This window comes from Acinetobacter sp. PFS20, assembly GCF_052261015.1.
GTDB lineage: Bacteria > Pseudomonadota > Gammaproteobacteria > Pseudomonadales > Moraxellaceae > Acinetobacter.
The window spans coordinates 2,253,311-2,278,356 of record NZ_JBPVZE010000001.1; the positions used below are offsets into that span (position 1 = coordinate 2,253,311).

A 25,046-nucleotide genomic window follows, 5' to 3' on the forward strand; every position below is an offset into this window, starting at 1 on the left:
TCTTGAGGCTCATTTTCAGGAGAAAATAAATGAGTTTAAAGCAAAGCATGGAATTATCGGCTGAAGCAATTGCCGAAAAGCAATTAATAAAAAAAGTAGCATGGAAAATCATGCCATTAATTATGGTGTGTTACTTATTTGCCTTTTTTGATCGTATCAACATCAGTTTTGCCAAGTTCCAGTTACAAGCTGATCTATCTCTAAGTAATACAGCTTATGGTCTGGGTGCCAGTTTATTTGTAATTGGTTATGTAATATTTGAAGTACCCAGTAATTTATTGCTACATAAATTTGGTGCCAGAAAATGGATTGCACGCATCATGGTTTCTTGGGGTGTTGCAACGACCTTAATGGTGTTTGTGACTACTGAATGGCAATTTTACGTATTACGTTTCTTGATCGGTGCAATGGAGGCAGGCTTTGCACCGGGTGTGCTTTATTACATGACGCTTTGGTTTCCACAAACCTATCGTGGTCGAATTATTTCATTATTCTTCCTTGCTTCTGCCTTTTCAGGCATCTTTGGAGGACCAATTTCAGGGGTATTGTTGTCATCACTTGATGGTGTGATGAACATGCGTGGCTGGCATTGGTTATTTTTAGTCGGTGGCGTGCCATGCGTTTTACTGGGTCTTTGTGTTCTTACTTATTTAAAAGATCGTATTGATGATGCGCAATGGCTATCATCCTCAGAAAAAGCTCATTTGAAACGTTTGGTTGAGCCTAAACAACCAGAAAAAGCTTCTCATTCATTATGGGCTGCTATTAAAACACCAGGTTTATTAATTCTAGGCGTTATCTATTTTCTGATTCAAATTGCATCTTATGGTCTAAATTTCTGGGGGCCCCAGTTAATAAAAAGCTCAGGTATTGATGATACCCAAATGATTGGTTTTCTTAGTGCTATTCCATACCTCATGGGAGCAATTACAATGGTAATTGTTGGACGTTTAGCAGATAAATCTGGGGAGCGTTTAAAATTTACTGCTGGTTTACTCTCTTTAGGTGCTATTGGTTTCTTTACAGCAGGTTTCTTTGATGCCAACCCAGTTGTGGTGGTGATTTCACTTGCGTTATTAGGGGCTGGTATTGTTGCTGCAATCCCTTCTTTTTGGAATTTACCGCCCAAAGTCTTGGTTGGAGCTGGGGCAGGTGCTGCTGGTGGCACAGCGCTCATTAATACATTAGGGCAAATGGGGGGAATTGTTAGTCCTATTATGGTTGGTCATATTAAAGACATAACAGGAAGCACAACACCCGCACTATATATTATTGCAAGCTTATGCGTTGTGTGTATTGCACTATTGATATGGGCTACACCAAAACGATTACAAGAGAAAGGTTAAACGATTCACTCATGCTCAAAGCCATTTAGTTGGCTGTGGCATGAGTGTAGTTAATATTAAAGTGATATAACATGATGATTATTTATAATTTTTATAATTATATTCTAAGTGGGTCAGCATATTTATAGGAACTGTACTTTCTATTATTTAAAGCCATTTTTGAAACGAAATTGATCTATCCAAACACCTATCAAATCGCGGTGAGATATCGAGCATGGCTAATGAATGAAATCTATAGCCAGCTTATAAAGCTAAAAACCGATGCGACTTTTCAAGACGCCAAACTGTGCTTATATATGATTGAAGGCGCAATCATTCAGCTTTTTTATTCAAATCAAGTCGATGAGAGGGAAAAGGTGCTGGATTGTTTTTTATGCAGTTCAGGTAGGTGATGTAAAATGCTGGGCCGATAACAAAAAATATTAGACCGGTCGTCTATAGGTCTATATAGTGAGGTCTTACTTTGTTGACCTTCTATTTTAAAAGAGAAAATTAATGTCTATTATTCTTCATCATTTAAATGCTTCACGCTCATTTCGCATTCTGTGGTTACTTGAAGAAATTAGTCAACCTTATGAATTAAAAAGTTATTTTCGAGATAAAACTACAAATCTTGCACCTCAAGAATTAAAAAACATTCATCCTTTAGGGAAATCACCTGTGATTGAGCTCAATGGAAAAGTGATTGCAGAATCAGGTGCAATTGTAGAAATTTTGATTGAAAAGTTTGCTCCACAACTTATGCCTGCTAAAGATTCGGACAGTTATCTTGATTATTTACAATGGATTCATTTTTCAGAAAGTTCGGCTATGGTTCCATATTTATTAAATATTTTTAATTCAATTGAGTTAAAAAATGGAACTCAATTAAAGTTTTTGGACCGATATGCGCATGCTGAGTTGGATAAAGTATTTTCGTATTTAGATCAACAATTACTAGGCAAAAAATTCTTAGTAGGTAATAGCTTAACGGGTGCAGATTTTATGATTGGTTTCGTAGTCTATGGTCTAATTAATTCTTTAAATATTCGCTCAAAATATCTCAATATTGAACAATATGTAAAAAGTCTAGAAAGCTTAGAAAGCTGGCAAAAAGCCATGTCTATAGAACAAAATCTTCATCACTAAACCAATGCCTAAAAACGAAATGCCCTTAAGTACTTAAAAAAGAATTGATTTCTCAAGTAGAGAAATCAATTCAGCAATTTAGATCCCTTCAACAAAACTCACCATAACATCACAGCAGCCTTGGCGTTTACTTTTGGCAAGCTGATATTCAGGTGAAAAATAACATTCACGTGCAGTTTCCATATCTGGAAACTCAATCACCACGTGACGTTCAAACTCTTGTCCCTCTAAAACTTCTGAGGCACCGCCACGCGCAAGAAACTTGGCACCGTACTTTTGAAAAGCTTGCGGAGCAGTAGCCATATATTGTTTATATTGTTCCATATCATGAATGGTGACATGAGCAATCCAGTAAGCAGACATATCGTATTTCCCTATAATTCATTCAATAAAGGTCTATTTACCTTTTCCTAAAATTTGTGATTTCACGCATCTAAAATATTTTTTGCGACAGCAGCAGCTTCAGCAATATGTTCAGCAACTGCTTTTTTTGCCTTTTCTGGGTCTTTGTGAAGATAGATGGCTTCACACATATTTTTAATACGTTGATAACCTGAAATTTCACGTTTTGTTGATTTCATGGTCATGGCACGAAGGCGGCTAATTCGGCCATTTAAGCGCTGAACTACTTCCCAAGCAATATGATGATTTGCTGTAGTGAAGATGGTTTGATAAAGCTGGGTTGAGGTCGCAATAATTAGATTGATGTCATCGGCAGCAAATGCAGCTTTAAGATCTTCTAATAGAAGTTTTAATTTTTCAGCAGTTTTTTCATCGAGGTTTTTAGTGCAGTCAACCACAGCACTTTGTTCTAACAAAAGACGAATTTCATAAATCTGTGAAGCGATGTCCCAGTTAAGTAGCGAAACGATAGGGCCTTTATTAGGTAAAATCTCAACTAAACCTTCTGCTTCTAAATAACGAATCACTTCGCGAACCACAGAACGGCTCACGCCGAGTTCTTCACATAACGTTCTTTCAACCAGTCTTTTTCCTGAAGGAAAATAGCCCGTAATAATGGCATTGCGCACTTTATCTAAACACAGCTCTCGTAATGTTACGGGCGGGTTTTCAATTTTAAGATTCATAAATAATTAAATTTTCCTGTTTTTTAACATGTTGAGTTTCATCACATGTTTTTCAATAAAAATTAGCATAGCAAACTCTTGCTTTTTTTTCAGTATGTATTATGGTATACCATAATACGAATGACAAGATAATTTACTTGCAAGGAAGAGCAATGGAACTCATACGTAAAACAGTGCTTCATGTAGAAACCACTTATGTAGATGGCGGCAAAGAAGCAGCAAAGCCTTTAAAAATGGTGGCAGCCGCAGCGGTGATTAAAAATCCGTGGGCAGGGCAAGGTTATGTAGAAAACCTAACACCGGAAATTCGCCGCATTGCACCGATCTTAAGTGAACATTTAACCAAGCTTATTCTTGATGAAGTGGGTTCGGGTGAAGCTGTTGAAGCTTTTGGTAAAAGTGCAGTGGTTGGCTTAAATGGTGAACTTGAACATGCATCAGCTTTAATTCATACCTTACATTTTGGTAATACTTACCGTAGTGCTGTTGGTGCGAAATCTTATTTGGCATTTAACAATACCCGTGGCCCGGCAAACGCGCCGATTTTAATTCCAATGATGGATAAAAATGACGAAGGCCGCCGTTCTCATTACTTAACATTGCAATTTGCAATTCCAGATGCACCTGCTGCCGATGAGCTGGTTGTTGTGATTGGTGCAGCAACAGGTGGTCGACCACATCATCGTATTGGTGATCGTTATAAAGATTTGGAAGAGTTAGGTCATGATGTCAAAAACCCTGCAGCTGTCAAATAACCGTATTGCTCACTATTTTGAGCAAGGCGAAGGAGAGCCTCTGGTTCTAATCCATGGAGTGGGAATGCAAGCTGCGGCATGGTATCCACAAATTGAATATTTTTCTAAACATTATCATGTAATTTCAGTAGATATGCCGGGACATGGTCAAAGCACCAAATTACCGGCAGACGCAAAATTACAAGATTTTGTTGAATGGACCATCGAATTTATTACAGCCTTAAATTTAGGACCTGTAAATTTAGCGGGACATTCAATGGGATCGCTGATTACGACAGGAGTCAGCGTCACGCGTCCTGATTTAGTTAAACGGATGGCGGTGCTCAATGGTGTATATAAACGTACAACCCAAGCACGTAATGCCGTGATCCAAAGAGCTGAAGAGTTAAAAACAGGCCGTATTGATGTTGAGACTCCGCTACAGCGCTGGTTTGGCGAAAGTGAAGTCGAGCGTATAGCGGCAGCCAAAGTGAAATCATGGCTCGAAAATGTCGACTTGTCTGGTTATACCACTGCATATTCTGCTTTTGCGCAAGGCGATGAAACCTATGCAGATGACTGGTCAAAGATTACTTGTCCTGCTTTGGTGTTGACCGGAACGGATGATCCGAACTCAACTGCAGAAATGGCTGTGCAAATGGCGAATCAGGCAAAGCATGGCACTGCAATTGTCATTGAAAATGAACGTCACATGGTGAACTTAACTGCACCTGACAAAGTGAATAATGCAATGCAAGCATGGTTGGAAACCAGCGTTTAAATTGCCACACATTGCTGAAGGAATATAACAATGAGTGAGATGGATACTATTAATAAAATACGTGAACTACGCGATGCTTTCGGTTCATTTATGACGGGCGTTACCGTGGTCACAACCTGTAAAGAAGATGGAACGCCACTTGGCTTTACAGCGAACTCTTTTGCTTCGGTGTCTTTGGACCCAGCTTTACTTCTAGTGAGTATTGCCAAGACATCAAGCAATTATCATAACTTTGCAAACACACCTCATTTTGCGATTAATATTTTGGCAGAAGAGCAAAAAGATGTTTCGAATACCTTTGCTCGTCCAAGTGAAGACCGTTTTGCAAATATTTCATGGTCAAAAAGTGCTTGCCAAAACCCGCTGATCGATCATGTGAGTGCATGGTTTGACTGTACAACTTATCAGGTTGTCGATGCAGGCGATCATGCCATTTTAATTGGTAAAGTTGAAGATTTTGCTTCGACAGGTTTTGCAGGTCTTGGTTATTATCGTGGTGGATATTTCACTCCGGCCAAACTTTCTGCCGAGGTCATCTCTGGTCCTAAAGTGGTAATGAGTGCGATTATTGGTCATGAAAATACCATTTTGCTTGAAGAAACTGCCGATCATAAATGGACTATTCCACATGTGATGGTAGATAAAGACGGTGCCGATAAAGCGCTTGAGAAAATCTTTGCAGAATATCAGCCAGATGCTTCTGCCAACTTCATTTACTCTGTATATGAAAACGTTGAAAACCAGCAGCAATATATTTCATTTTTATGCAACACACCCGTAGCTCAAGCCACCAAAGGTCAGTTTGTCGATTTAAATAACCTAGAGAAACTTGAGTTTGTAGACAGCGCTTTAGAAAGTATGCTGATGCGCTATCGCAAAGAAAACCATCTGAAAACGTATGGTGTTTATTACGGAAATCAGACAACAGGTACAGTTCGTCAAATCGTTAAAGAGGAAGTTTAATCATGCGTTTTTCATTATTTGTGCATATGGAACGTGTTTCTGATCAGCAAACCCAGAAGCAGCTTTATGATGAAATGATTGAGCTTTGTCAGATTGCAGACCGTGGCGGTATGCATGCGGTTTGGACAGGTGAACACCATGCCATGAACTTTACCATTGCACCAAACCCATTTTTAAATCTGGTCGATTTAGCCAATAAAATCAAAAATGTTCGTTTAGGTACAGGTACGGTGGTAGCACCATTCTGGCATCCGATTAAACTTGCAGGCGAAGCTGCAATGACCGACATTATTACCAATGGCCGTTTAGATATTGGTATTGCTCGTGGTGCATATTCGTTTGAATATGAACGTATGGTTCCGGGCATGGATGCATGGAGTGCAGGTCAGCGTTTACGTGAAATGATTCCTGCCATTAAAAACCTTTGGAAAGGCGATTATGAGCATAACGGTGAATTTTGGCAGTTTCCAAAAACCACTTCAGCACCTCAACCGCTTCAACAACCGCATCCACCAATCTGGGTTGCTGCCCGTGATCCAAATAGCCACGAATTTGCTGTGCAAAATGGCTGTAATGTACAGGTAACGCCTTTGCATTTAGGTGACGAAGAAGTTGAAAAGCTCATGGGACATTTCAATGCAGCTTGCGAAAAGTTCAATGAAATTCAGCGCCCTGAAATTATGTTGCTCCGCCATACCTATGTGGCAGATAGTGAAGAAGATGCTCAACTGGCAGCAGATGAAATCAATACCTTCTATAACTATTTCGGCGCATGGTTTAAAAATGAGCGTGAAATTAATCAAGGTTTAATCGCGCCTTTAAGCCCTGAAGAAATTGCTGCACATCCTTTTTATACACCAGAAGCGATGCGCAAAAATAACGTGATTGGACAGGCCCAAGAAGTGATTGACCGCTTAAAAGCTTATGAAGCGATGGGTTACAACGAATATTCTTTCTGGATTGATACGGGCATGAGCTTTGAACGTAAAAAAGCTTCATTAGAACGTATGATCAATGAAGTTATGCCGGCATTTGCATAGAGGCGAATATCATGACAGCAGATTTTCAGCTTTATATTAATGGTCAGTTTGAATCTGGTGCAGCGACTTTTGAAAGTATTAATCCTGCAACAGGTGAAGTCTGGGCACACATGCCGGAAGCTCGAACCGATGAAGTCAACCGAGCAGTTCAGGCCGCATCAAGTGCGTTAAAAGCACCGGCTTGGGCAGGTTTAACTGCTTCACAGCGCGGTAAATTACTCTATAAACTGGCTGATTTAATTGAAAAAGCTGCACCGCAATTGGCTCAAATTGAAACCAGTGACACGGGCAAAATTATTCGTGAAACATCGAGCCAGATAGCCTATGTCGCTGAATATTATCGCTACTATGCAGGTATTGCCGACAAATTAGAGGGTAGTTTTCTGCCGATTGATAAGGCAGACATGCAAGCGTGGATTGTTCGTGAACCAGTAGGTGTGGTTGCTGCAATCGTTCCTTGGAATAGTCAGTTATTTTTATCGGCAGTGAAGGTCGGCCCAGCTTTAGCGGCAGGTTGTACCGTCGTGCTAAAAGCCTCTGAAGATGGTCCTGGGCCATTGTTGGCTTTTGCTAAATTAGTCCATGAGGCGGGTTTTCCGGCTGGAGTGGTCAATGTGATTACTGGTTTCGGCCCTGAATGTGGCGCCGTGTTGAGTAGTCATCCGGACGTTGCCCATGTTGCGTTTACAGGTGGTCCAGAAACGGCAAGGCACATTGTGCGTAACTCGGCTGAAAATCTTGCAAAAGTTTCACTCGAATTAGGTGGCAAATCTCCATTTATTGTATTTGCTGATGCAGATATTCAAAGTGCGGTAAATGCTCAGGTCGCTGCTATTTTTGCGGCCACAGGGCAGAGTTGTGTGGCAGGTTCACGTTTACTGGTTGAAGAAAGCATTAAAGATGAATTTGTTCAACGTTTGGTTGAGCGTGTACAAACCATAAAAATTGGTTTACCTCATGAAATGGCAACCGAGTTTGGGCCACTTTGTACTTTACGCCAACGCCAAAAAATTGAGCAAGTCGTTGCAACTTCAATCCAGCAAGGTGCAAAACTTCTTACTGGCGGTAAAAGCCTTGAGCGAGCAGGGTATTACTATCCACCGACCATTTTAGATTGCACCGATGCACCTCAAGCAGATTGCATTACAACCGAACTATTTGGTCCTGTTTTATCGGTAGATAGTTTCAAAGATGAAGCGGAAGCTGTGCAAAAAGCCAATAGCACGCCTTATGGGCTGGCGGCAGGCGTTTTCACCACCAATTTAAGCCGTGCGCACCGTATGACTAAAGTCATTGGGTCGGGAATTGTTTGGTTAAACACTTACCGCGCTGTTTCTCCACTTGCGCCTTTTGGTGGACATGGACTTTCGGGACATGGGCGGGAAGGTGGCGCAAATGCTGTTTTAGATTACACCGCTACCAAAACAGTTTGGTTACGTACCTCAGATGAGCCAATTGATGACCCATTTGTCATGAGATAAGTCATGAATTGAGGCATGAAAATATAACGGGATTTTAATTTCAAGGATGAAAAAATGAATCAGTCAAACCCAGTAATCGCCTAAAGCTTTAAATAGTTGAAAACGTAAAACTAGATGTATCGATGCTTAATCAAGTATTGATCGGACTGGCTTTACCTTTTTCTTGGCTAAAACAACACAAATAGAGAAATGAGCTGTTTGTAAAAGGAAATAAAAAGATGAAGCCGAGTCATATTGAAATGACTTTGGCTGGGCAGATTTTTTTGATGTTGAGGAAATGAATTCCTCAAAGAGAGATTAAGGATATGAGCCAAAACGAAAATAGCAATAATGCTTTCGCTATCGAAAGTCATTCTATTGATTATGTTGCTCCCTCTGAACGTAATGGGAAAGTTCGCGATCTATTCACATTATGGTTTTGTACCAATATTGCACCGCTTGCCGTGATTACGGGTGCAATGTCCATTTTAACCTTTAACCTCAATATCGTAAGTGCATTGCTTGCGATCTGCTGCGGACATTTTTTTGGTGCAGCGATTCTGGCTTTAACCTCTGCGCAAGGTCCGCAGGTCGGCATTCCTCAAATGATTCAGAGCCGCGCACAGTTTGGGCGTTATGGGGCATTGCTGGTTGTCCTGTTTACTACCCTCATTTATTTAGGTTTTTTCATCTCTAACATTATTTTGTCAGGCAAAACCCTACATACTGTTGTTCCTGCCATTCCAGTGCCGACCGCGACCGTGATTGGCGCAATTGCAGCAACCACAATTGGTGTGATCGGTTACCACTTTATTCATAAGTTCAATAAAATTGGAACTTGGTTTATGGGTGGTTCGTTGCTGATCGGCCTCATGATTATGGTGCCGCATATTAATGCAGATGTACTTGCTAAAGGCTCTTTCAATATGAAAGGCTGGTTTGCCATGTTTGGGTTGTGTGCTGTATGGCAAATTAGTTTCTCACCTTATACCTCAGATTATTCACGATATTTACCAAAGTCGATTGGTATTTATAAGCCATTTATCTTTACCTATTTAGGCGCATCGTTAGGAACTATTTTTGCGATGGCATTTGGTACGATTGCGGTCAGTATTGGCTCAACCACAGATGCGATGGAAGCGGTAAAGTCGGGTACTGGGCTGTTCGGTTATGTTCTTATGATTTTGTTCTTATGCAATATCATTGGTCATAATGCCATGAACCTATACGGTGCGGTTCTGTCTTGTATTACCTCTATTCAGACTTTTGCAGGGCAGTGGATGCCAAGCCGAAATATTCGAGTCGTGTTATCAATCATTGTGTTAGTTCTAGCGACTTTAACGGCACTTTGGGCATCAAGTAACTTTATTAGTTTCTTCTTGAATGTGATTTTTGCCTTGTTATTTATTTTGGTGCCATGGGTGTCTATTAATTTATTAGATTTCTATGTCGTGAATAAAAAGTCTTATGACATTCAATCGATCTTTGCACGTGATGGTGGTATTTACGGCAAATTTAATGCAAAAGCGCTTACGGCTTATTTCATTGGGATCGCGGTACAAATTCCATTCTTAAAAAATGCGTTTTTCACAGGTGCATTGGCCGATGTAATTCCAGATGCGGATATTTCTTGGGTCATTGGATTGGTGGTGAGTCTGGTGGTGTATTGCGTCTTTAATCTAGGAAAGATTAAATGTTCAACACCCGCATTAAACGCAAAATTACCTCAATAAGCATTGTAGTGAAAGGAATCTCACAATGAAAAAAAGCTATTTACAAGCGGCTCTAAGCGCAGCATTGATGGCCGTAATCTATCCAAGTTACGCAGGTGTAAGTTTTGGAGATACCGATGGTGAATACGGTAAGCTCACCGTATCAGGCTATGTTCGCGCTAACTATCAAGATAAACACTATGGAGAATCTGCTTCTGATCAAAAAATTCGTTTTGATGCTGCGCAGTTAAAACTGGACTACGAGCGTGGACCGTTATTTGGTCATGCGGAATATCGTTGTTATCAATATGACCGTCTATGTGATTTTTCTACGTTGGTTGATGGTTATGTAGGATACAAATTAAATAAAACAGATCAGGTGGTGGCAGGTGTTCAGCCAATTCCATTTGGGCCGGGCCGTTTCTGGGGCAATAGCCTATATGGAAGTATGAGCACAACAGCAGGTTTAGAAGATGTTCATAATCTTGGTTTGAATTATCATTTTGAATTGCCGACAGCAACCAAATTTGATGTGGGGTATTTTGCGGTAGATGGTGGAAACTACACAGGTTCTACCCAAGATTCAGGTCGCTATACTGCAAACTACGTGAGTTCAGACGATCCGAATAAAACCGATTTGCAAGAAAAGAACATGTGGGTAGGCCGAGTGACTCAAGATGTAAATCTTGGAATTAATGGTTTAACCACACAGCTCGGTGGCTCATATTGGACATCGGATATTGAAAATAAAGCCGCTTCGAGTGATGGCCGTCGTCATGCGTGGGCACTTTTTGGTAAAGCCAATTATGGCAATTTCAATGTAACCCTTACTGGTGGTAAAAATGACGTAACTAATCAGGATCAGCTTAATCCTAATCAGTCACTCATGGGTTCTTACGACACTGAATATTATGTCGCGAACAAAGGAACGTTCTATACCGCAGATGTGGGCTACTCTTTCAAAAATGTTAAGCAGATCGGAAATATTACGCCGTACTTTATGTACAGTCAGTACGATAAAGATCAGGACAATATGAAAGATTCGATCCGTAATATTATTGGTGTGTCTATTGACCATAAACAGCTATCTTTGGTGGCTGAATACATCATGAGTAAAAATGACCCGTTCATTGGTGGGACTCAAGATTCACTGGCACAAGGGGATGATAACCAGTGGAATAAGTTGCTTAACTTAACGCTGTTTTATTATTTCTAAAAACATTTAAACATTCGGGCATGCCGAAAATTTTTTTAAATTAATTTTTGGTATGCCATAATACAAAGTTGATGGTGAGCTATTTAATTTATCTATCGCTTCACTATCAATGCAGAAGATCTCAACAGGATAATGATCATGCAGCTTAATGAACTCGCTTTATTTCGTCAGCAAGCCTTTGTTGCTGGAAAGTGGTGCGATGCAGACCATCAACAAACATCCGAAATTTTAAATCCGGCGACATTAGAAGTGATTGGTACTGTCCCCAATATGGGCAAGGCTGAAGCCGAGCGTGCCATTGAAGCTGCCAAAGAAGCTTGGCCGCTATGGAAAAATAAAACAGCAAAAGATCGATCAATTATTTTAAAAAAATGGTTCGATTTAATCATTTCGAACGCAGATGACTTGGCTTTTATTTTAACAAGTGAGCAAGGGAAACCTTTAGCCGAAGCCAAAGGTGAAATTTTATATGCTGCAAGTTTTATTGAATGGTTTGCCGAAGAAGCAAAACGAGTGTATGGCGATATTATTCCAAGCCCATATCCCGATGCTCGTATTGTTGTAAATAAACAGTCTATTGGTGTCGTTGCAGCCATTACGCCGTGGAATTTCCCCGCTGCCATGATTACGCGCAAAGTGGCTCCAGCCTTGGCGGCAGGTTGTCCTTGTATTGTAAAACCAGCACCTGAAACGCCTTTTACTGCTTTGGCTTTAGTCGACTTAGCTGTACAAGCTGGAGTGCCTGCTGAAATTTTTAGTGTGATTACGGGCGACGCAGTTCATATTGGTGACGCGATTTTTGAAAGTGATGTTGTACGCAAGTTTACTTTTACCGGTTCAACACCCGTCGGCAAAATGTTGCTTGAGCGTTCAGCAAAAACCTTGAAAAAAGTTTCCTTAGAGTTGGGTGGCAATGCGCCGTTTATTGTATTTGATGATGCCGATTTAGATGCAGCAATTGAGGGAGCACTCATTGCCAAATTTAGAAATGCAGGGCAAACCTGTGTCTGTGTTAATCGATTCTTGGTGCAGGCTGGCATTTATGAAAAATTTATTGATGCCTTAAGCCAAAAAATTCAAAACTTTAATATTGGTAATGGATTAGAAGCAGGGCATGACATTGGGCCATTAATTAATGCCAATGCGGTGAAAAAAGTTGAAGCACATATTCAAGATGCTTTAGATAAAAATGGTCGTCTTGTGATTGGTGGTAAAAAGCATACAGCGGGTGAGTTATTTTTTGAACCGACACTGATTGCAGATGTTACCGCAGATATGGACGTTGCAACCCAAGAAACATTTGGCCCACTAGCAGCCGTATTTAAATTTGAAAACGAGCAACAAGCGGTAGAAATGGCAAACGCAACTGAATTTGGTTTAGCCGCATATTGTTATACCAAAGATTTAGGCCGTGCTTGGCGAATGAGTGAACAGCTTGAGTACGGCATGGTCGGAATTAATAAAGGCCTTATTTCAAATGAAGTTGCGCCTTTTGGTGGAATTAAACAGTCTGGTTTGGGGCGTGAAGGTTCTAAATACGGTATTGAAGATTATCTGGAAATTAAATACACCTTGTTTGGAGGATTGAATATATGAGTAATGAAAAATTTGAAAAGGGTTTAGCAATCCGTAAACAAGTTCTTGGTGAAGAATATGTAAATAATTCAATTAATAATGCCGATGAATTTAATCTACCTCTTCAAGAGCTAGTGACTGAATATTGCTGGGGAGCTGTTTGGGGACGTGAAGAGTTAAGTAAGCCTGAGCGCAGTTTAATTAACTTGGCAATGATTTCGGCTTTAAATCGTCCACATGAATTAAAACTACATGTTAAAGGTGCACTTCGAAATGGCGTACCTAAAGAGAAAATTCGTGAAGTGCTTTTACAGGTAGCCATTTACTGTGGCGTGCCTGCTGCTGTAGATAGCTTTCGTATTGCTAAAGAAGCAATCAAAGAGTTTGAATCTGAGCAATAAACTTTCGGTTTGAATATTATAAAAAGGCCTTGTTCAAGTGTTGCATCGCAGTTTCAAGGAAGCTCGATGCCTACGCTATATGAGTGGTGTTAATGGCTTAATTATGCGATCTACTTTATCCATTAATTTGGACAATTCTTTTACTTTAATCACACCTCATGTTGGGTGAGAGTGTGGTGTGGATGAATTATTGGAAAGTTGAGTAGATTCATAATTAAATGTCTTTTTAGCTAACGGATGTCTGGTTTTTCAGGAGAGCTTTCTCTATGGTAAAAGCGATTTCATCCTCACTTCTTCCGCCATTAATTTCAAATTGTTCAGCAAAAATAAAGTGTGGAACCGAACGCACACCTTGCAACATCGAGTTCTCAGCCTCGTGTGCTACGCGTGCATAGCATTCTGGATCAGTGGCAATTGAAATGGCCTCATCGTGTTCAAACCCGTAAGAGAGAGCAACATTGGCCAGAATATTCACATCAGCAATATTCTGTGCACCTAGGAAATATGCCTCAGTAATAGCGACTGCGAGTTTATGCTGAGTGCCTTTTTCACTTGCTGCCATGATCAGTGCATGAGCTGCTTGAGTGGGATAGGTATAAAGTTGACGGCTAAGATCCAGCTCTAACCCAGATTTAAGTGCTTCAGTTTCAACTCTTGCAAATGAAGACTTTGGGTTAGTTACCCCATATCTCTTTTTGAGTAAATCTGGAATATATAGACCAGTCACGGGTACATGGGAGAGTAATAGGACAGGGTGATGCCGAATATTGGTGACAAGCGTTGGAAACCGTTCTCTCAAAACTTTATTGAGTCGATATTGACCAATAAGACACCACGGGCAGCTAATTTCAGTGTAAAGATCTATTTGCAACATACGGGCGTCCTCATCAACGATCTGCAATAGCAGGTGCAGCTCGAACAAAAGCTTTATCTACAATTTGATTGACTAAAAACTTAGCAAGATTACCTCTAGAGAGCTTAGAGCCGAGGTTGGTTTTTCCATACCAACCCACAGTCACATTGCCGTCACTAGGGCCATCTTTAAGATTTGGAATACGTACCAGTGTCCAGTCCAAGTCCGAATTGGCAATCAATTCGCCAGTCGCTTTGATATCCTCAAACCCTTTGCGTGCGATCACTTTAAACAGTAAGGCGAACGCATGCGCTTTGAAGACAAAGCTATCCTTCGGATCACGATAGGCAGCGGTCGAAATCTGAATAAGGCGGCGCACGCCTGCGTGATGCATCGCAGCGATGATATTGGCTAAACCGTGCATAACGGGTTTATCGCCTTGCACTTTGAGAGCGTTGGGGCCAAGGGCACTAATCACCACATCGGCATCATTGATGCACTTTGCAATCGCATCTTGGTCACTCAAGTCGCCGACAATAATTTTTACTCGTCCTGCGAACGATTCGAGTTTTTTGGCGTCACGTGTATAGACGGATAGTGAGTAGCCTTGCTTTAAAGCTTCTTCGATAATGTGCTTTCCAGTCGGGCCAGTCGCACCGAACAATGCAATAGTTTTCATGATCATACTGCTCCCGCCAAAATGGTCTGTACGGCTTTCTCCGTGATTTCAATGGCAGTTTTAGCTGCGTCGGGGCCAGAAACAGTGCCTTCAACACGTATTACTTCAACGTCGGTTACGCCAATAAATCCGAGCATGTGCAGCAGATAGTTGGTTTGAAAATCGAACTGTGCCCAAACACCTTCCGAGAACACACCACCCGCAGCGGTAACGAGATAAACCTTTTTGCCAGTCAGCAACCCTTTTGGTCCATTATCGCCATAGCCAAAGGTAACGCGCGGCCAAGTGACGTGATCAAACCAAGCTTTGAGTTGTGAAGAAGGGCCAAAGTTAATCATTCCCGAACCAAGCACAACTACGTCAGCAGCCTTTAATTCATCAACTAACTCTTGAGCGATTGCTACTGCTTTTGTTTGCTCTGGTGTTCGATCATCTGATGCCATAACACGGCCTTGAATATAGGCTAGGGTAATATGTGGCGGTGGATTCGCGGCGAGGTCACGTACCGTTAGCGTACCGCCAGAGCGAGCCTGAATACCTTCGGCAATTTCGGTTGCAAATCGGGTGGATAGACTGTCAGCACCGCGCGGACTAGATGTGATTAAAAGAATATTACTCATGATAGATCCTAAGGTTAAAATAATGACTAGGTAACTAATAATTACTGAATTACTAATTGATACTATTCATGGTATATTCACTGTTCAATCTTCACAAGAAGGCACATTCATGTTACTGAGTCACACCAATTTTCCTGATGAGATGCCAGACCCGAATATAAATGGCTGCCGCGCGACCCGAGAAATTCTGGATCGAATTGGAGATAAATGGAGTCTTTACATTATAGCGTCGCTTGCTAAAGGTACGATGCGTTTCAATGAGTTAAGACGGGGTATCGATGGCATTTCCCAACGAATGTTGACCTTAACTTTACGAGGGCTTGAGCGTGACGGATTGGTGAGCCGAACAATGTATCCAACCATTCCTCCCCGAGTCGATTATGAGTTGACTGAATTGGGCCAAACATTATTGGTGCCTGTCATGGCATTAGTGTCTTGGGCGGATAACAATCAACTCGCCATTAAAGAAGCGCATGAACGCTTTGATGAAAAGTCGGATACTGATTAAATTTATAAGAACTTAAAGTATTTTTTAATTTTGCGCTGTTGAAGCTCATTATTTATGTATTGGTCTTTAATTAATGAATTAGCTCTCTCTTATTCAAACCAAGACTTTTAGAAAATTACATGGCTTTTGAGCTAAGCGATGACTTCAAAAAAACCATGCAATTTATAGATAAAAGCTTTTAAAGACTTCAAATTTATTTAATTCGATACCACGTTTGGTTTCGGCCAATTGCAGAGATACCAATGTATCCACGAGCGATAAGTTTTTCGCCATCTGGTGATACGGTTACACTAAATTTATAAGTCTTATCTGACTGTGGGTCGAGGATAGATCCTTTGTCATATTTATTTTGACCGACACTTTTTAAATTTTTGACGATGGTTAAACCAATTAAAGATTTGTTTTTGTAGGTACCTTCACACATCGTACATTTGTTGGCTTCAGCCGGAACAAGTATTTTTTCAATATTCGCAGACAGATTACCATTTTTATCTTCACTAAATCTTACCAGTGCTCTTGGTTGATTGGTTGCATCATCAATAGTTTTCCAAACACTGCCATGTAGTTTGTCCGAAGCAAATGAATGAATCGAATAAAAGCTAAGTAAAAGTAAGAGTAAATATTTTTTCATATCAATTATTTCTCAAATTAAAAATGGATGGTTTTAAAGGTCTAAATTATTAATTTTAAATTTAACTTCACAGTTTTCTTAATATTGAATCTATAAGCTAAACAATATGTAAAGTTATAATCTATTTGTGGGGATATTATTTTGATCAATTTATTTATGCAATTGCGAGAAAGGACAGAATTATTAAATAAGATATTAAAGGCTGATTATTAGATTATAAATTGTTAAGAGTTTTAAAAGTATGGGGTGAGTAAGCAGACATATATTGTAATAAATGATGACAAAATATATGTATAAGAGAAACAAAAACATCAACTAATTTTTAAATTATTTAGATTGCGTGTAATACATCACAAATTCAAAAAATAACATTCAAATCATGTGATTAGTGTCGATTGACAGTGAGCAATATTAAGTCTTATAACTAAACAATCCTGAAACTGTTTCTTTAAGAGAAACAGAAAAATCATAATATAAAGATGAATAGACATTAGAACGAAAATATAAGGAGAAGAAATGAAAGTCCTTAAATCTACTTTATTTTCTCTTATGGGAATGCTGATAATAACTAGCGCAGATGCTGGAAATACATCTACATCATTAAGGGTTAGTTTAACAATTATTGAAACATGTGATGTTTCAACACAAGGAAACTTGGATTTTGGTTCAGTGGTTCGTTCTCAGCCAGTTGCTGGGGCAGCAACCAATATATCTGTTCAATGCACCCAAAATACACCGTATCAAGTGGCGGTAACTTCAGACAATAACTTTGAACTTAAATCTGCTGCAAGCACAGCATCTGTTGCATATGTACTGTATCAAGATGCTGGTCATACTCAAATTTGGGGAGGGGCCGCAGATAAACTACATTCAAGAATTGCCACAGGGATGAAAGAAAATATTCCGATTCATGGGATAATTACATCGAGTACCAATGTTCAGGCAACAAAATATGAAGATTGGGTTCGTGTGAATGTCGTCTATTAACAGTAGATAGATTACTCAAGGAGTATTTATTTGATTAATAATGTGATAAAAATTATATAGATATATAAATTATAATTTTTTCCTAAGAGAAATAAATGAATAGTCTTGTAGATTTTTACGCATTATGTACGGTTTTACTATTTGTAAAAATGTTTGGAATATCTGCATATCAAGGATATTACAGAATTAAAAATAAGGCTTTTAAGAATATAGAAGATGCTGGATTTTTAAAGGTACCAGCATATTCTGCTGAGCTACCACAAGTGGCTAGAGCCCAACAGGCTTGGCTGAATGATTTAGAAAATATTCCAATTTTCTGGGTATTGGGTGCTTTATGCATTTTTTTAAATACCGATTTCACCATCACAAAGTGGTTATTTTTTATTTTTACATTTTCTAGAGTCACTCATACTTTGACATATCTAACTTCTATGCAGCCATGGCGCACAATTTCATATAGTGTGGGAATACTTTGTTTATTTATTATGGCGAGTCAGATCATATATAGGGTTATTTAGGGTTATTTATATCTGAAAATGCGACGTTTGCTGATAAGAAAACATATTAGCTATCATAGTTTGAAAACATCAAAAAATTTAACAAATCAAAAGCAATCGATATTCGCCATCTTTTTCAACAGGCGCTCGATGAACACAAGGCAAAACCTTTTGAGTGGGATGATCTACGGCCAAACGCCAAATATGGCCGGTGCCTAAATTTACAGGTTGAGCAGCGGGTTTAGGCTGATAATGCAAATCAAAAAAATACTCTGCCAAGAAAGCTTCAAATTCACCATCAGGGCCATCATGTAAATCTTTGAGCTTTTCTCTAATTTCTGGAATTAAAACTTTTTGTTCAACCTGATCATTGGAAACAATATCACTGGCAGCGCCGTGATAGGTACATAAGAATGTATCGGTTTCAATGGGCGAGCGATCAACATGAAATGAATATACATCTGTTGAAATGAAATCTAGCTCTTCATCGCGTTCATAATGTTTAAGCAAGTTAAGTACTGGCGATGCGCCGAAATCAGTTAACTGCTCGATATCCTCTAAAATAGTTTTTCTTGCCAGATTGCCTTTTTCAGAAAGTTGTAGCGCTAAAAGGTTTTCAACAGAAACTTCTGTAATATTTTCTTTTAACTGAAGCTTATTCACAATTTCTTTAAAGTCGCCAACCAAATTTCTGTGCCAGCAAATCGCATTTGTTTCTCCTTGAAACTTTGTATTTACAAGTTCAGGGAAACTAGACACTTGTCTAATTTGTTTGCTGTCAGAAAACGCATTCTTCATAGGAGAATTAAATAAAATAATAGAGCATGTCTAATATTATAGCCTGAGCTTAGCCAAAAAATATTCCCTTGCAATTTATTAAGCCAGCTTAGACTTACTTCAGAAGAACATTATTTGCCTCTGAAGTAAGGTCTTTAAAAGTCGAGTAATTTATTTACCACTCATATTTCACACCTACTCGAAAATTAGTCGGAGCACCGTAATAGCTATTTGTGGTGGCTAAATGGTATTTCTCATTAAATAAGTTATTCACATTAAAGTTGAGCATTAGATTATTGTTGACCTTATAACGTGCCATTAAGTCGACTAAAGCGTAACTTTCTTGAGTAAATCTACCTGCTGCAGAGACTGCATTTTTTTCATAAATTTCGCTTTGCCAACGAACACCACCACCAATGGTGAGGGCTTCATCAAGATAAGGCAGGGTGTAGGTGGTAAACAGTTTGGCTGTGTTATTTGGCACGCCGGTATTTAAACGGTTGTCTTGGCTATCTTTTGATAAGTTACGGCTAAAGCTTGTGGAAACTTGCCATAAATCAGTCAACTTACCTGTCGCTTCAATTTCAAAGCCGCGGCTTTTGGTGCCAGATTCTGTTCGATAGGCTTGTGAACCATCTGGGGCAAATACATCGGCTAATGCAATCGCTGTATTGTCCTCTTTAGTTTCATAAATAGCAGCACCAACATTTAATTGATTATCAAAAAACTCACCCTTAATACCCAGCTCGGTACTATTACCCATTAATGGGTCTATGTATTCGCCTGTAACAGCTTTCTTATCTTGTGGTGAAAAAATATTGGTGTAGCTTGCGTAAGCAGTCCAGTTGTCAGTGAAATCATAGGTAATACCTACATAAGGAATCACCTTGCCACTTTCTTCTTGTGTTGTGTAGGTGGTCTTATTATCAGCATTTGAATGGTTGCCTGTTACACGTTCCCAGTCTTCAATTCGAGTGCCTAAAATGACTGCAAGATTGTTGGTTGCTTTAAGGCGAACAGCACCAAAAATAGATTGGCTACGATCATCTCCACTGTACCAACCATCTATTTTTGTTTCGGGGCGGTTAGGTGTACTACCATCCCAAGCAAAAATATTTTTTAGAGTTCCATCCCATGTCATTCCGTTATTCCAGCCCGAATAGGTTGGACGTTTATTTTTACTTTTTGTGTAAGTTGTGCCTAACACCACGTCATGAGTTTGATTAAACAAATCAAATGAACCATTCAAAGTTAAATTGAACAAGTCTTGAGTAGGGCGATAGTCCCAACGGGTTGCATACAACATTGCCCCGCTACCAGTAGCTTTATCGATTCCTTTACTTGAGAAGGTATAACCTACAATTTCATCCGAATCTGTAATGGTTCTAGACACCATACCTTTTAATTTCCAGCGGTCATTAAACTGGTGTTCAATATCAGCAAAGTAAGATGTCGTTGAACGGTCTGAACCCGTCCAACTCGCTGCCGCTGAATCTGAACGGGACCAGTTAATCGGTGTGCCATCTGTATAAAAGCTTGGTAAACCACCTCTAGCGACACCAGTCAAATCGAGTTGTTGGTAACTTGCACCCAAACTTGCTTTGGTTTGTTCAGTTAAATCAGCTTCTACGACTGCATAAGCAACTTTACGTTCTTCGTTGTAGCGGTCGATATAAGAGTTTGACTTTTGGTAGGCAAAAAGAGTACGACCACGAATACTTCCTGATTCATTAAGAGGTGTGGAAACATCAATATCGGTACGATAAGAATCCCATGAACCAATGTCAGCACTCACCGAAGCCTTAAAGTCCTGTAATGGTTTTTTTCGGACCAGATTAATACTTGCGCTTGCACTGCCAGCACCTGTCATTAAGCCATTTGCACCTCGCACGACTTCGACACGATCAAATAAAGCCATGTCCTGACTCTGGAAAATACTTGCATATGAACTCATGAGCTTTACGCCATCGAGTAAATAGCTATCTACTTCTTTGCCGCGAGCGTAAATAGGCGAATTATCACTACCAATATTCCCGCCTTGTTTAATAGAGAGTCCTGCTGCTTGATTTACAACATCGGTTAATTGGGTCAGATTCTGATCTTTCATTTGTTGATTGGTGATGACACTGACCAGCTGAGGTGTTTCTTTCAAACTTAACGCTAAGCCCGTAGAGGCGGTGGTCGCTTTCGCTGTATATAAGCCAGAACCTTCGGTTGTTAGGTTTTCGCCATGATCAGCATTAACATGAATCGTTGCTAAATGAGCCGTACCTATTTCACTGCCTGCCGTATCAAATTTATTGTTATTATTTGCTTTTGTTTTAATGGCTTCTAACTGGAAAACTTTGGGTTCAATTGGAGCGGGTGGAGCCTTCGCTCGGATGCTATAACCACCGTTGTTTACTTTAACGGCTTCAAATGGATGGTTTTGTAATAACAGACTTAAAGCATCTTCAACAGCGTAATTCCCTTGAAGCGCTTTGCTTTTTGTTTTTGAAAGACTGGTATTATCGTAGCTAATGGTTGTACCTGTTTGAATCGCCAGTTGTTTAATGGCCTGATCAAGCGTGTTCTGGCGAATTGAAATACTGTAAGTTTGTGCAGCGTAAATAGACGTTGAGGTAAGCGCCGTGACCACCAATGGCGTACTCCATAGCACTGCACGTATAGCCAAAGCCAATTTACTTTTTGCTTGATAATCCTTCATGTGGTCTTCTCGACAGGGAGTGTATTTCTCTATAAGTCGAACCAGATCAAAAAAAGGGTCACATTTTTTTATCTTTTTTTAATATTTAACAAATAGGGACTGTAATACGTCAGCTCAAGTTGATGACTATAGGCCAAAGTTTCTAAGCTTTGCTCAGGGTTCTTTAGAGAAAATACGCCAGAAACTTTTAGAGTTTTTAATTCTGGGGCGAGATGATAGGTTCCTTTTTTATAACGGAATAGCTCATCCAGCACTTTTTGAAGTGGCCATTGATCTACAACCAAAAGTTGTTGGGTCCAATAGGGCTGATCGTTATCGAGAGGAAGAGCTTTTGAAATATATTTTTCATCAAAAAAAGCACGCTGACCTTGTTTTAATATTTGGCGTTTAGAAGCGTTCTCTGGCTCAATGGCTACCGCATGTTTATAGACTTTGACTTTGGTTTGTTCGCTATTTTCTTGGCGAACCGTAAATTGAGTACCTAAGGCTTCTACTGAACCATTCTTGGTTTCGACAATAAATGGCCGATGTTGAACATCCTTTGCCGTTTCAATATAAATTTCTCCATCAATCAGCTTTATCTGACGTTTCTCTTGCGTGAAATTTACATCGACATAGCAATCACTTGCCATAATCAGTTGAGAACCATCCTTTAACGATACTTTTTTAATTTCACCCACTTTGGTGTGATAGTCCGACTGCCATTTTTCCCAAGGTATGAAATAGGCAGACAAGCCAACGATGACTAAACCTGAAAGGCTCAACAGCATATTGCGTTTTGCAGCAAGATTAAATTTTTGATTAGACTGAACTAAAGCTTCGGAAGGGAAGTTACCTGCGAGGTTTGATAAACCGTGGCTAAATTTTTCCATTTGCTGGAGTGCTAGCTGGTGTTCTTTTTTTTCGGCTTTCCACTGCTCAAATTGTTGTTGCTGTAATGCTGTCATTTCACCCGAATGTAGGAGTACCAACCAGTCTGCGGCTGCATCTAAAACATGAGGAGGAATTTTATTAATAGCTGACATACAGTAGAAATTTGAGCGCGTTGAAAGGGATTAATTATAGAGGTCTATACAAGCCAAAAAAGCGTGTTTCATATCTCTTTTTACAGTGGCTTCAGAAATATTCATTTTTTCACTAATTTCTCGATAAGTCATGCCGTCTAGTTGAGACATCAAAAAGACCTGAGCCGTGCGGGTGGGTAGTTTTTCTAATATTAAATGAACCTGATATAAGGTTTCTTGAATATAAACTTCATGTTCAGCAGAAGGATAATATTCTTCTGGAAGATGCTGTAGAGCATCTAGGTAGAGATTTTCAATATGCTGACGGCGCCAATGGTCAATAATGACATGTTTGGCGATCCCCATAAGCCATGCCTGTGGTTCCTTAATTTTTTGAAAACAATATTCACTTTTTAAAGCACGATAAAACACTTCCTGACTCAAGTCTTCAGATTGATGATGGTGCTGAAGTTTGTGTTTAAACCATGATAAAAGCGTAGTTTGCTGAGAACGGTAAATTTGGCTAAACCATACCTGTTTCTCTACATTGAGGTTCATAGCAGCGGAGTCCACAAATTGGCAATGAGTAGCACAATTAAACACACAGTTAAATTATTCTTAAATAGTAATGATAATTATTATTAATATCAATATTGCAAAACTATATATTCTAAAAAATTTGATGCTTTAATTTTTGGCTATTTAGGGCCTGTACCTTAGTCGCAGAGGCATGTATCGTTAGGGGATGATCCTTTAAAATTATAAGGAGTTTGATAAGCAACATCGTTCAATTAAACAACCAAACTATACCACCACGATAAAACAACAACAGTCTCAAGATGAGTCGTATAAATAACAAGGAATAAAACATTTTGTTTTATTGGTGAATCTTGAAGTGGGGTATCAATGATCCAGATGGGGGTCTATGAAAAAACATTTTATGGTTGATTTATTTATGTTCGCTTCGTCTTATTTTAAAAAACACAAGAAAAATTACCGCAGCGTAAAGGACCAGCAGCTTACAATTGCAGCCAAAGCAAATATCTTTATTTGCATCATTTTTTGCTTGTTCTGGACCATATATTTTGCATTTGCACAAATGTGGTTGATTGTTTACATGGATATCTTTTTTACAGTGATCTCCATATTTAGCCTTTTTCTTATTTATATAAATCGAATTTCAGCGGGTATTCTTCTTTCACAAGTCGTACTGCTGGTTTTTCCAGTGGTGTTTTGCCTATTTTTTGATATAGCTACCGTTGATCGTCCGCAGGTAGCTCATTTATTTTTACCTGCTGGAGCGATATTGGGGTATTTGAATTACCGCAGAGACCCAAGCTATTTACAATTCATTTTAATTTTATTGTCGATTGGGTGTTTTATATTTTTTAGTGGAACCTCTTTTAATCTTGAGAGTGCTATACCGCTATCTGAAGATATTCGCGATCATGGCGGATGGATTGCGACTTGTGTGGCTACACTCATGATTTGTATTTCAATTTATACCATGCAATTAGAGATACAAATAGAAAACAGCATGGTGAAAGACTTACGCTTAGCTCTTGCTAAACAACAATTTGAGCTTTTTTATCAGCCACAAATTAATTCATCTGAAACTTTGATTGGCGCAGAAGCTTTATTAAGATGGCAACATCCTACTTTAGGTTATGTGCCTACAAAAGATTTCATTCCAGCAGCCGAAACTTTTGGATTAATGCCAGAGATTGGGGAGTGGGTGTTAGCTCAAGGCTGCAAAGTTTTACAAGAGTGGAGCAAAAAAGCCGAGACCAAAGATCTTACGCTTTCCATCAACATTAGTGCTGATCATTTTATGCAAGCTACCTTTGAGCAAGCCGTAATTGGAATGGTTCAAAAATATCAGATAAATCCATCGCGGCTCATTTTAGAAATCACTGAAAATATTGCTTTAAATAATTGTGTAAGCTTGATCGAAAAAATGCATTTCCTGTCAAAAAATGGAATTCAGCTTTCCCTTGATGATTTTGGTACAGGTTATTCATCTTTAAGCTATTTACAAAAAATGCCCATCAGCCAAATCAAAATTGATCGTAGCTTTGTGCAGGCAGCTTTGGATGATAAACGTAGTAATAAACTCGTAACTGGCATTATTAAAATTGGACTAGATTTGAACCTTCGAGTGTTAGTAGAAGGTATCGAAACGACTGAACAATTTAGTGCTTTTAAAAATAATGGATGCACTGAGTTTCAAGGCTATTTATGGGGATGTCCGATGCCGTTAAATGACTTCTTAAAACAGATTGCCTATTTCAAAAAATAGGCAAAAGAGCAATTTCAATAAGAATTCATAGTAACCAACA

Annotated in this window: 24 protein-coding genes and 3 pseudogenes; 17 read left to right on the forward strand and 10 right to left on the reverse strand. The window is 39.3% G+C overall.

Features of this window, described 5'->3' with window-relative positions:
• Window positions 1-29: 29 nt before the first annotated feature.
• The 3 genes and pseudogenes from ACS125_RS10625 to ACS125_RS10635 all read left to right on the forward strand — a co-directional run bounded on the left by ACS125_RS10625 (window position 30) and on the right by ACS125_RS10635 (window position 2,474).
• Window positions 30-1,346: an MFS transporter gene (locus tag ACS125_RS10625; protein ID WP_440202190.1), complete on the forward strand. Its 1,317-nt coding sequence runs from the start codon at window positions 30-32 to the stop codon at window positions 1,344-1,346.
• Window positions 1,347-1,480: 134 nt separating this feature from the next.
• Window positions 1,481-1,738 (forward strand): annotated as a pseudogene (locus ACS125_RS10630) (TetR/AcrR family transcriptional regulator); the annotation flags it as partial.
• A gap of 103 nt (window positions 1,739-1,841) precedes the next feature.
• Complete coding sequence (locus ACS125_RS10635; RefSeq protein ID WP_443271980.1) at window positions 1,842-2,474, forward strand: glutathione S-transferase family protein; 633 nt, start codon at window positions 1,842-1,844, stop codon at window positions 2,472-2,474.
• A 78-nt stretch (window positions 2,475-2,552) separates the two neighbouring features.
• Here the strand turns inward: ACS125_RS10635 and ACS125_RS10640 are convergent, their stop codons facing one another.
• Both ACS125_RS10640 and ACS125_RS10645 read right to left on the reverse strand, forming a co-directional pair.
• Window positions 2,553-2,837, reverse strand: coding sequence for a DUF1330 domain-containing protein (locus tag ACS125_RS10640; protein WP_001277471.1), 285 nt, complete (start codon window positions 2,835-2,837; stop codon window positions 2,553-2,555).
• 62 nt (window positions 2,838-2,899) lie between these two features.
• Window positions 2,900-3,562: a GntR family transcriptional regulator gene (locus tag ACS125_RS10645; protein ID WP_443271984.1), complete on the reverse strand. Its 663-nt coding sequence runs from the start codon at window positions 3,560-3,562 to the stop codon at window positions 2,900-2,902.
• A gap of 152 nt (window positions 3,563-3,714) precedes the next feature.
• Between ACS125_RS10645 and ACS125_RS10650 the strand changes: the two genes are divergently transcribed.
• From ACS125_RS10650 to ACS125_RS10695, 10 genes and pseudogenes are all read left to right on the forward strand, one after another.
• Window positions 3,715-4,317, forward strand: a complete 603-nt coding sequence (locus ACS125_RS10650; protein WP_000420415.1) for an amino acid synthesis family protein — start codon at window positions 3,715-3,717, stop codon at window positions 4,315-4,317.
• The gene (locus ACS125_RS10655; RefSeq protein WP_031947970.1) at window positions 4,286-5,077 is read left to right on the forward strand and encodes an alpha/beta fold hydrolase; all 792 of its coding nucleotides are present in this window, start codon (window positions 4,286-4,288) and stop codon (window positions 5,075-5,077) included. Before ACS125_RS10650 ends, ACS125_RS10655 begins: the two co-directional genes overlap by 32 nt.
• A gap of 30 nt (window positions 5,078-5,107) precedes the next feature.
• The gene (gene tgnA, locus ACS125_RS10660; protein WP_443271988.1) at window positions 5,108-6,040 is read left to right on the forward strand and encodes a flavin-dependent trigonelline monooxygenase reductase component; all 933 of its coding nucleotides are present in this window, start codon (window positions 5,108-5,110) and stop codon (window positions 6,038-6,040) included.
• A 2-nt stretch (window positions 6,041-6,042) separates the two neighbouring features.
• Window positions 6,043-7,080 carry a flavin-dependent trigonelline monooxygenase oxygenase component gene (tgnB, locus tag ACS125_RS10665; RefSeq protein ID WP_443271990.1) on the forward strand — a complete coding sequence of 346 codons (1,038 nt, stop codon included), beginning with the start codon at window positions 6,043-6,045 and terminating at the stop codon, window positions 7,078-7,080.
• A gap of 11 nt (window positions 7,081-7,091) precedes the next feature.
• The gene (gene tgnC, locus ACS125_RS10670) at window positions 7,092-8,561 is read left to right on the forward strand and encodes a (Z)-2-((N-methylformamido)methylene)-5-hydroxybutyrolactone dehydrogenase (protein WP_443271992.1); all 1,470 of its coding nucleotides are present in this window, start codon (window positions 7,092-7,094) and stop codon (window positions 8,559-8,561) included.
• A gap of 122 nt (window positions 8,562-8,683) precedes the next feature.
• Window positions 8,684-8,842, forward strand: a pseudogene (locus ACS125_RS10675) (hypothetical protein).
• A gap of 24 nt (window positions 8,843-8,866) precedes the next feature.
• Complete coding sequence (locus tag ACS125_RS10680; protein ID WP_443271994.1) at window positions 8,867-10,273, forward strand: purine-cytosine permease family protein; 1,407 nt, start codon at window positions 8,867-8,869, stop codon at window positions 10,271-10,273.
• 25 nt (window positions 10,274-10,298) lie between these two features.
• On the forward strand, window positions 10,299-11,468 hold the full coding sequence (locus tag ACS125_RS10685; protein WP_336003191.1) for a hypothetical protein: 1,170 nt from the start codon (window positions 10,299-10,301) through the stop codon (window positions 11,466-11,468).
• A gap of 138 nt (window positions 11,469-11,606) precedes the next feature.
• Window positions 11,607-13,064, forward strand: coding sequence for an NAD-dependent succinate-semialdehyde dehydrogenase (locus ACS125_RS10690; protein ID WP_443271997.1), 1,458 nt, complete (start codon window positions 11,607-11,609; stop codon window positions 13,062-13,064).
• Entirely contained in the window at window positions 13,061-13,444 is a 384-nt protein-coding gene (locus ACS125_RS10695; RefSeq protein ID WP_000064100.1) for a carboxymuconolactone decarboxylase family protein, read from the forward strand. Before ACS125_RS10690 ends, ACS125_RS10695 begins: the two co-directional genes overlap by 4 nt.
• Before the next feature lie 226 nt (window positions 13,445-13,670).
• On the opposite strand, the gene ACS125_RS10700 is transcribed toward ACS125_RS10695, so the two are convergent.
• From ACS125_RS10700 to ACS125_RS10710, 3 genes are read right to left on the reverse strand one after another with little or no spacing between them, the layout of a single operon-like run.
• On the reverse strand, window positions 13,671-14,318 hold the full coding sequence (locus ACS125_RS10700) for a DsbA family oxidoreductase (protein ID WP_443272001.1): 648 nt from the start codon (window positions 14,316-14,318) through the stop codon (window positions 13,671-13,673).
• Between the two features lie 13 nt (window positions 14,319-14,331).
• Window positions 14,332-14,976 (reverse strand): NAD(P)-dependent oxidoreductase, encoded by a 645-nt coding sequence (locus ACS125_RS10705; protein ID WP_443272003.1) that lies wholly within the window; start codon window positions 14,974-14,976, stop codon window positions 14,332-14,334.
• 2 nt (window positions 14,977-14,978) lie between these two features.
• Window positions 14,979-15,596, reverse strand: a complete 618-nt coding sequence (locus ACS125_RS10710) for an FMN-dependent NADH-azoreductase (protein WP_443272005.1) — start codon at window positions 15,594-15,596, stop codon at window positions 14,979-14,981.
• A 109-nt stretch (window positions 15,597-15,705) separates the two neighbouring features.
• On the opposite strand from ACS125_RS10710, the gene ACS125_RS10715 reads away from it, so the two are divergent.
• On the forward strand, window positions 15,706-16,104 hold the full coding sequence (locus tag ACS125_RS10715) for a winged helix-turn-helix transcriptional regulator (RefSeq protein ID WP_443272007.1): 399 nt from the start codon (window positions 15,706-15,708) through the stop codon (window positions 16,102-16,104).
• Window positions 16,105-16,297: 193 nt separating this feature from the next.
• Here the strand turns inward: ACS125_RS10715 and ACS125_RS10720 are convergent, their stop codons facing one another.
• Window positions 16,298-16,735: a DUF2147 domain-containing protein gene (locus ACS125_RS10720; protein ID WP_004793326.1), complete on the reverse strand. Its 438-nt coding sequence runs from the start codon at window positions 16,733-16,735 to the stop codon at window positions 16,298-16,300.
• A 516-nt stretch (window positions 16,736-17,251) separates the two neighbouring features.
• Between ACS125_RS10720 and ACS125_RS10725 the strand changes: the two genes are divergently transcribed.
• Window positions 17,252-17,722 carry a spore coat U domain-containing protein gene (locus ACS125_RS10725; protein ID WP_312822888.1) on the forward strand — a complete coding sequence of 157 codons (471 nt, stop codon included), beginning with the start codon at window positions 17,252-17,254 and terminating at the stop codon, window positions 17,720-17,722.
• Window positions 17,723-17,817: 95 nt separating this feature from the next.
• Complete coding sequence (locus ACS125_RS10730; protein ID WP_443272010.1) at window positions 17,818-18,240, forward strand: MAPEG family protein; 423 nt, start codon at window positions 17,818-17,820, stop codon at window positions 18,238-18,240.
• Window positions 18,241-18,318: 78 nt separating this feature from the next.
• Here the strand turns inward: ACS125_RS10730 and ACS125_RS10735 are convergent, their stop codons facing one another.
• The 4 genes and pseudogenes from ACS125_RS10735 to ACS125_RS10750 form a co-directional block, all read right to left on the reverse strand.
• Window positions 18,319-19,017: a DUF1826 domain-containing protein gene (locus ACS125_RS10735; protein ID WP_443272012.1), complete on the reverse strand. Its 699-nt coding sequence runs from the start codon at window positions 19,015-19,017 to the stop codon at window positions 18,319-18,321.
• A gap of 154 nt (window positions 19,018-19,171) precedes the next feature.
• The gene (locus ACS125_RS10740) at window positions 19,172-21,703 is read right to left on the reverse strand and encodes a TonB-dependent siderophore receptor (protein ID WP_443272014.1); all 2,532 of its coding nucleotides are present in this window, start codon (window positions 21,701-21,703) and stop codon (window positions 19,172-19,174) included.
• A gap of 58 nt (window positions 21,704-21,761) precedes the next feature.
• Window positions 21,762-22,728: pseudogene (locus tag ACS125_RS10745) on the reverse strand (FecR domain-containing protein).
• A 30-nt stretch (window positions 22,729-22,758) separates the two neighbouring features.
• Window positions 22,759-23,265: a sigma-70 family RNA polymerase sigma factor gene (locus tag ACS125_RS10750; RefSeq protein ID WP_443272016.1), complete on the reverse strand. Its 507-nt coding sequence runs from the start codon at window positions 23,263-23,265 to the stop codon at window positions 22,759-22,761.
• Between the two features lie 367 nt (window positions 23,266-23,632).
• On the opposite strand from ACS125_RS10750, the gene ACS125_RS10755 reads away from it, so the two are divergent.
• On the forward strand, window positions 23,633-25,006 hold the full coding sequence (locus tag ACS125_RS10755) for a putative bifunctional diguanylate cyclase/phosphodiesterase (protein ID WP_443272018.1): 1,374 nt from the start codon (window positions 23,633-23,635) through the stop codon (window positions 25,004-25,006).
• Window positions 25,007-25,046: the final 40 nt, after the last annotated feature.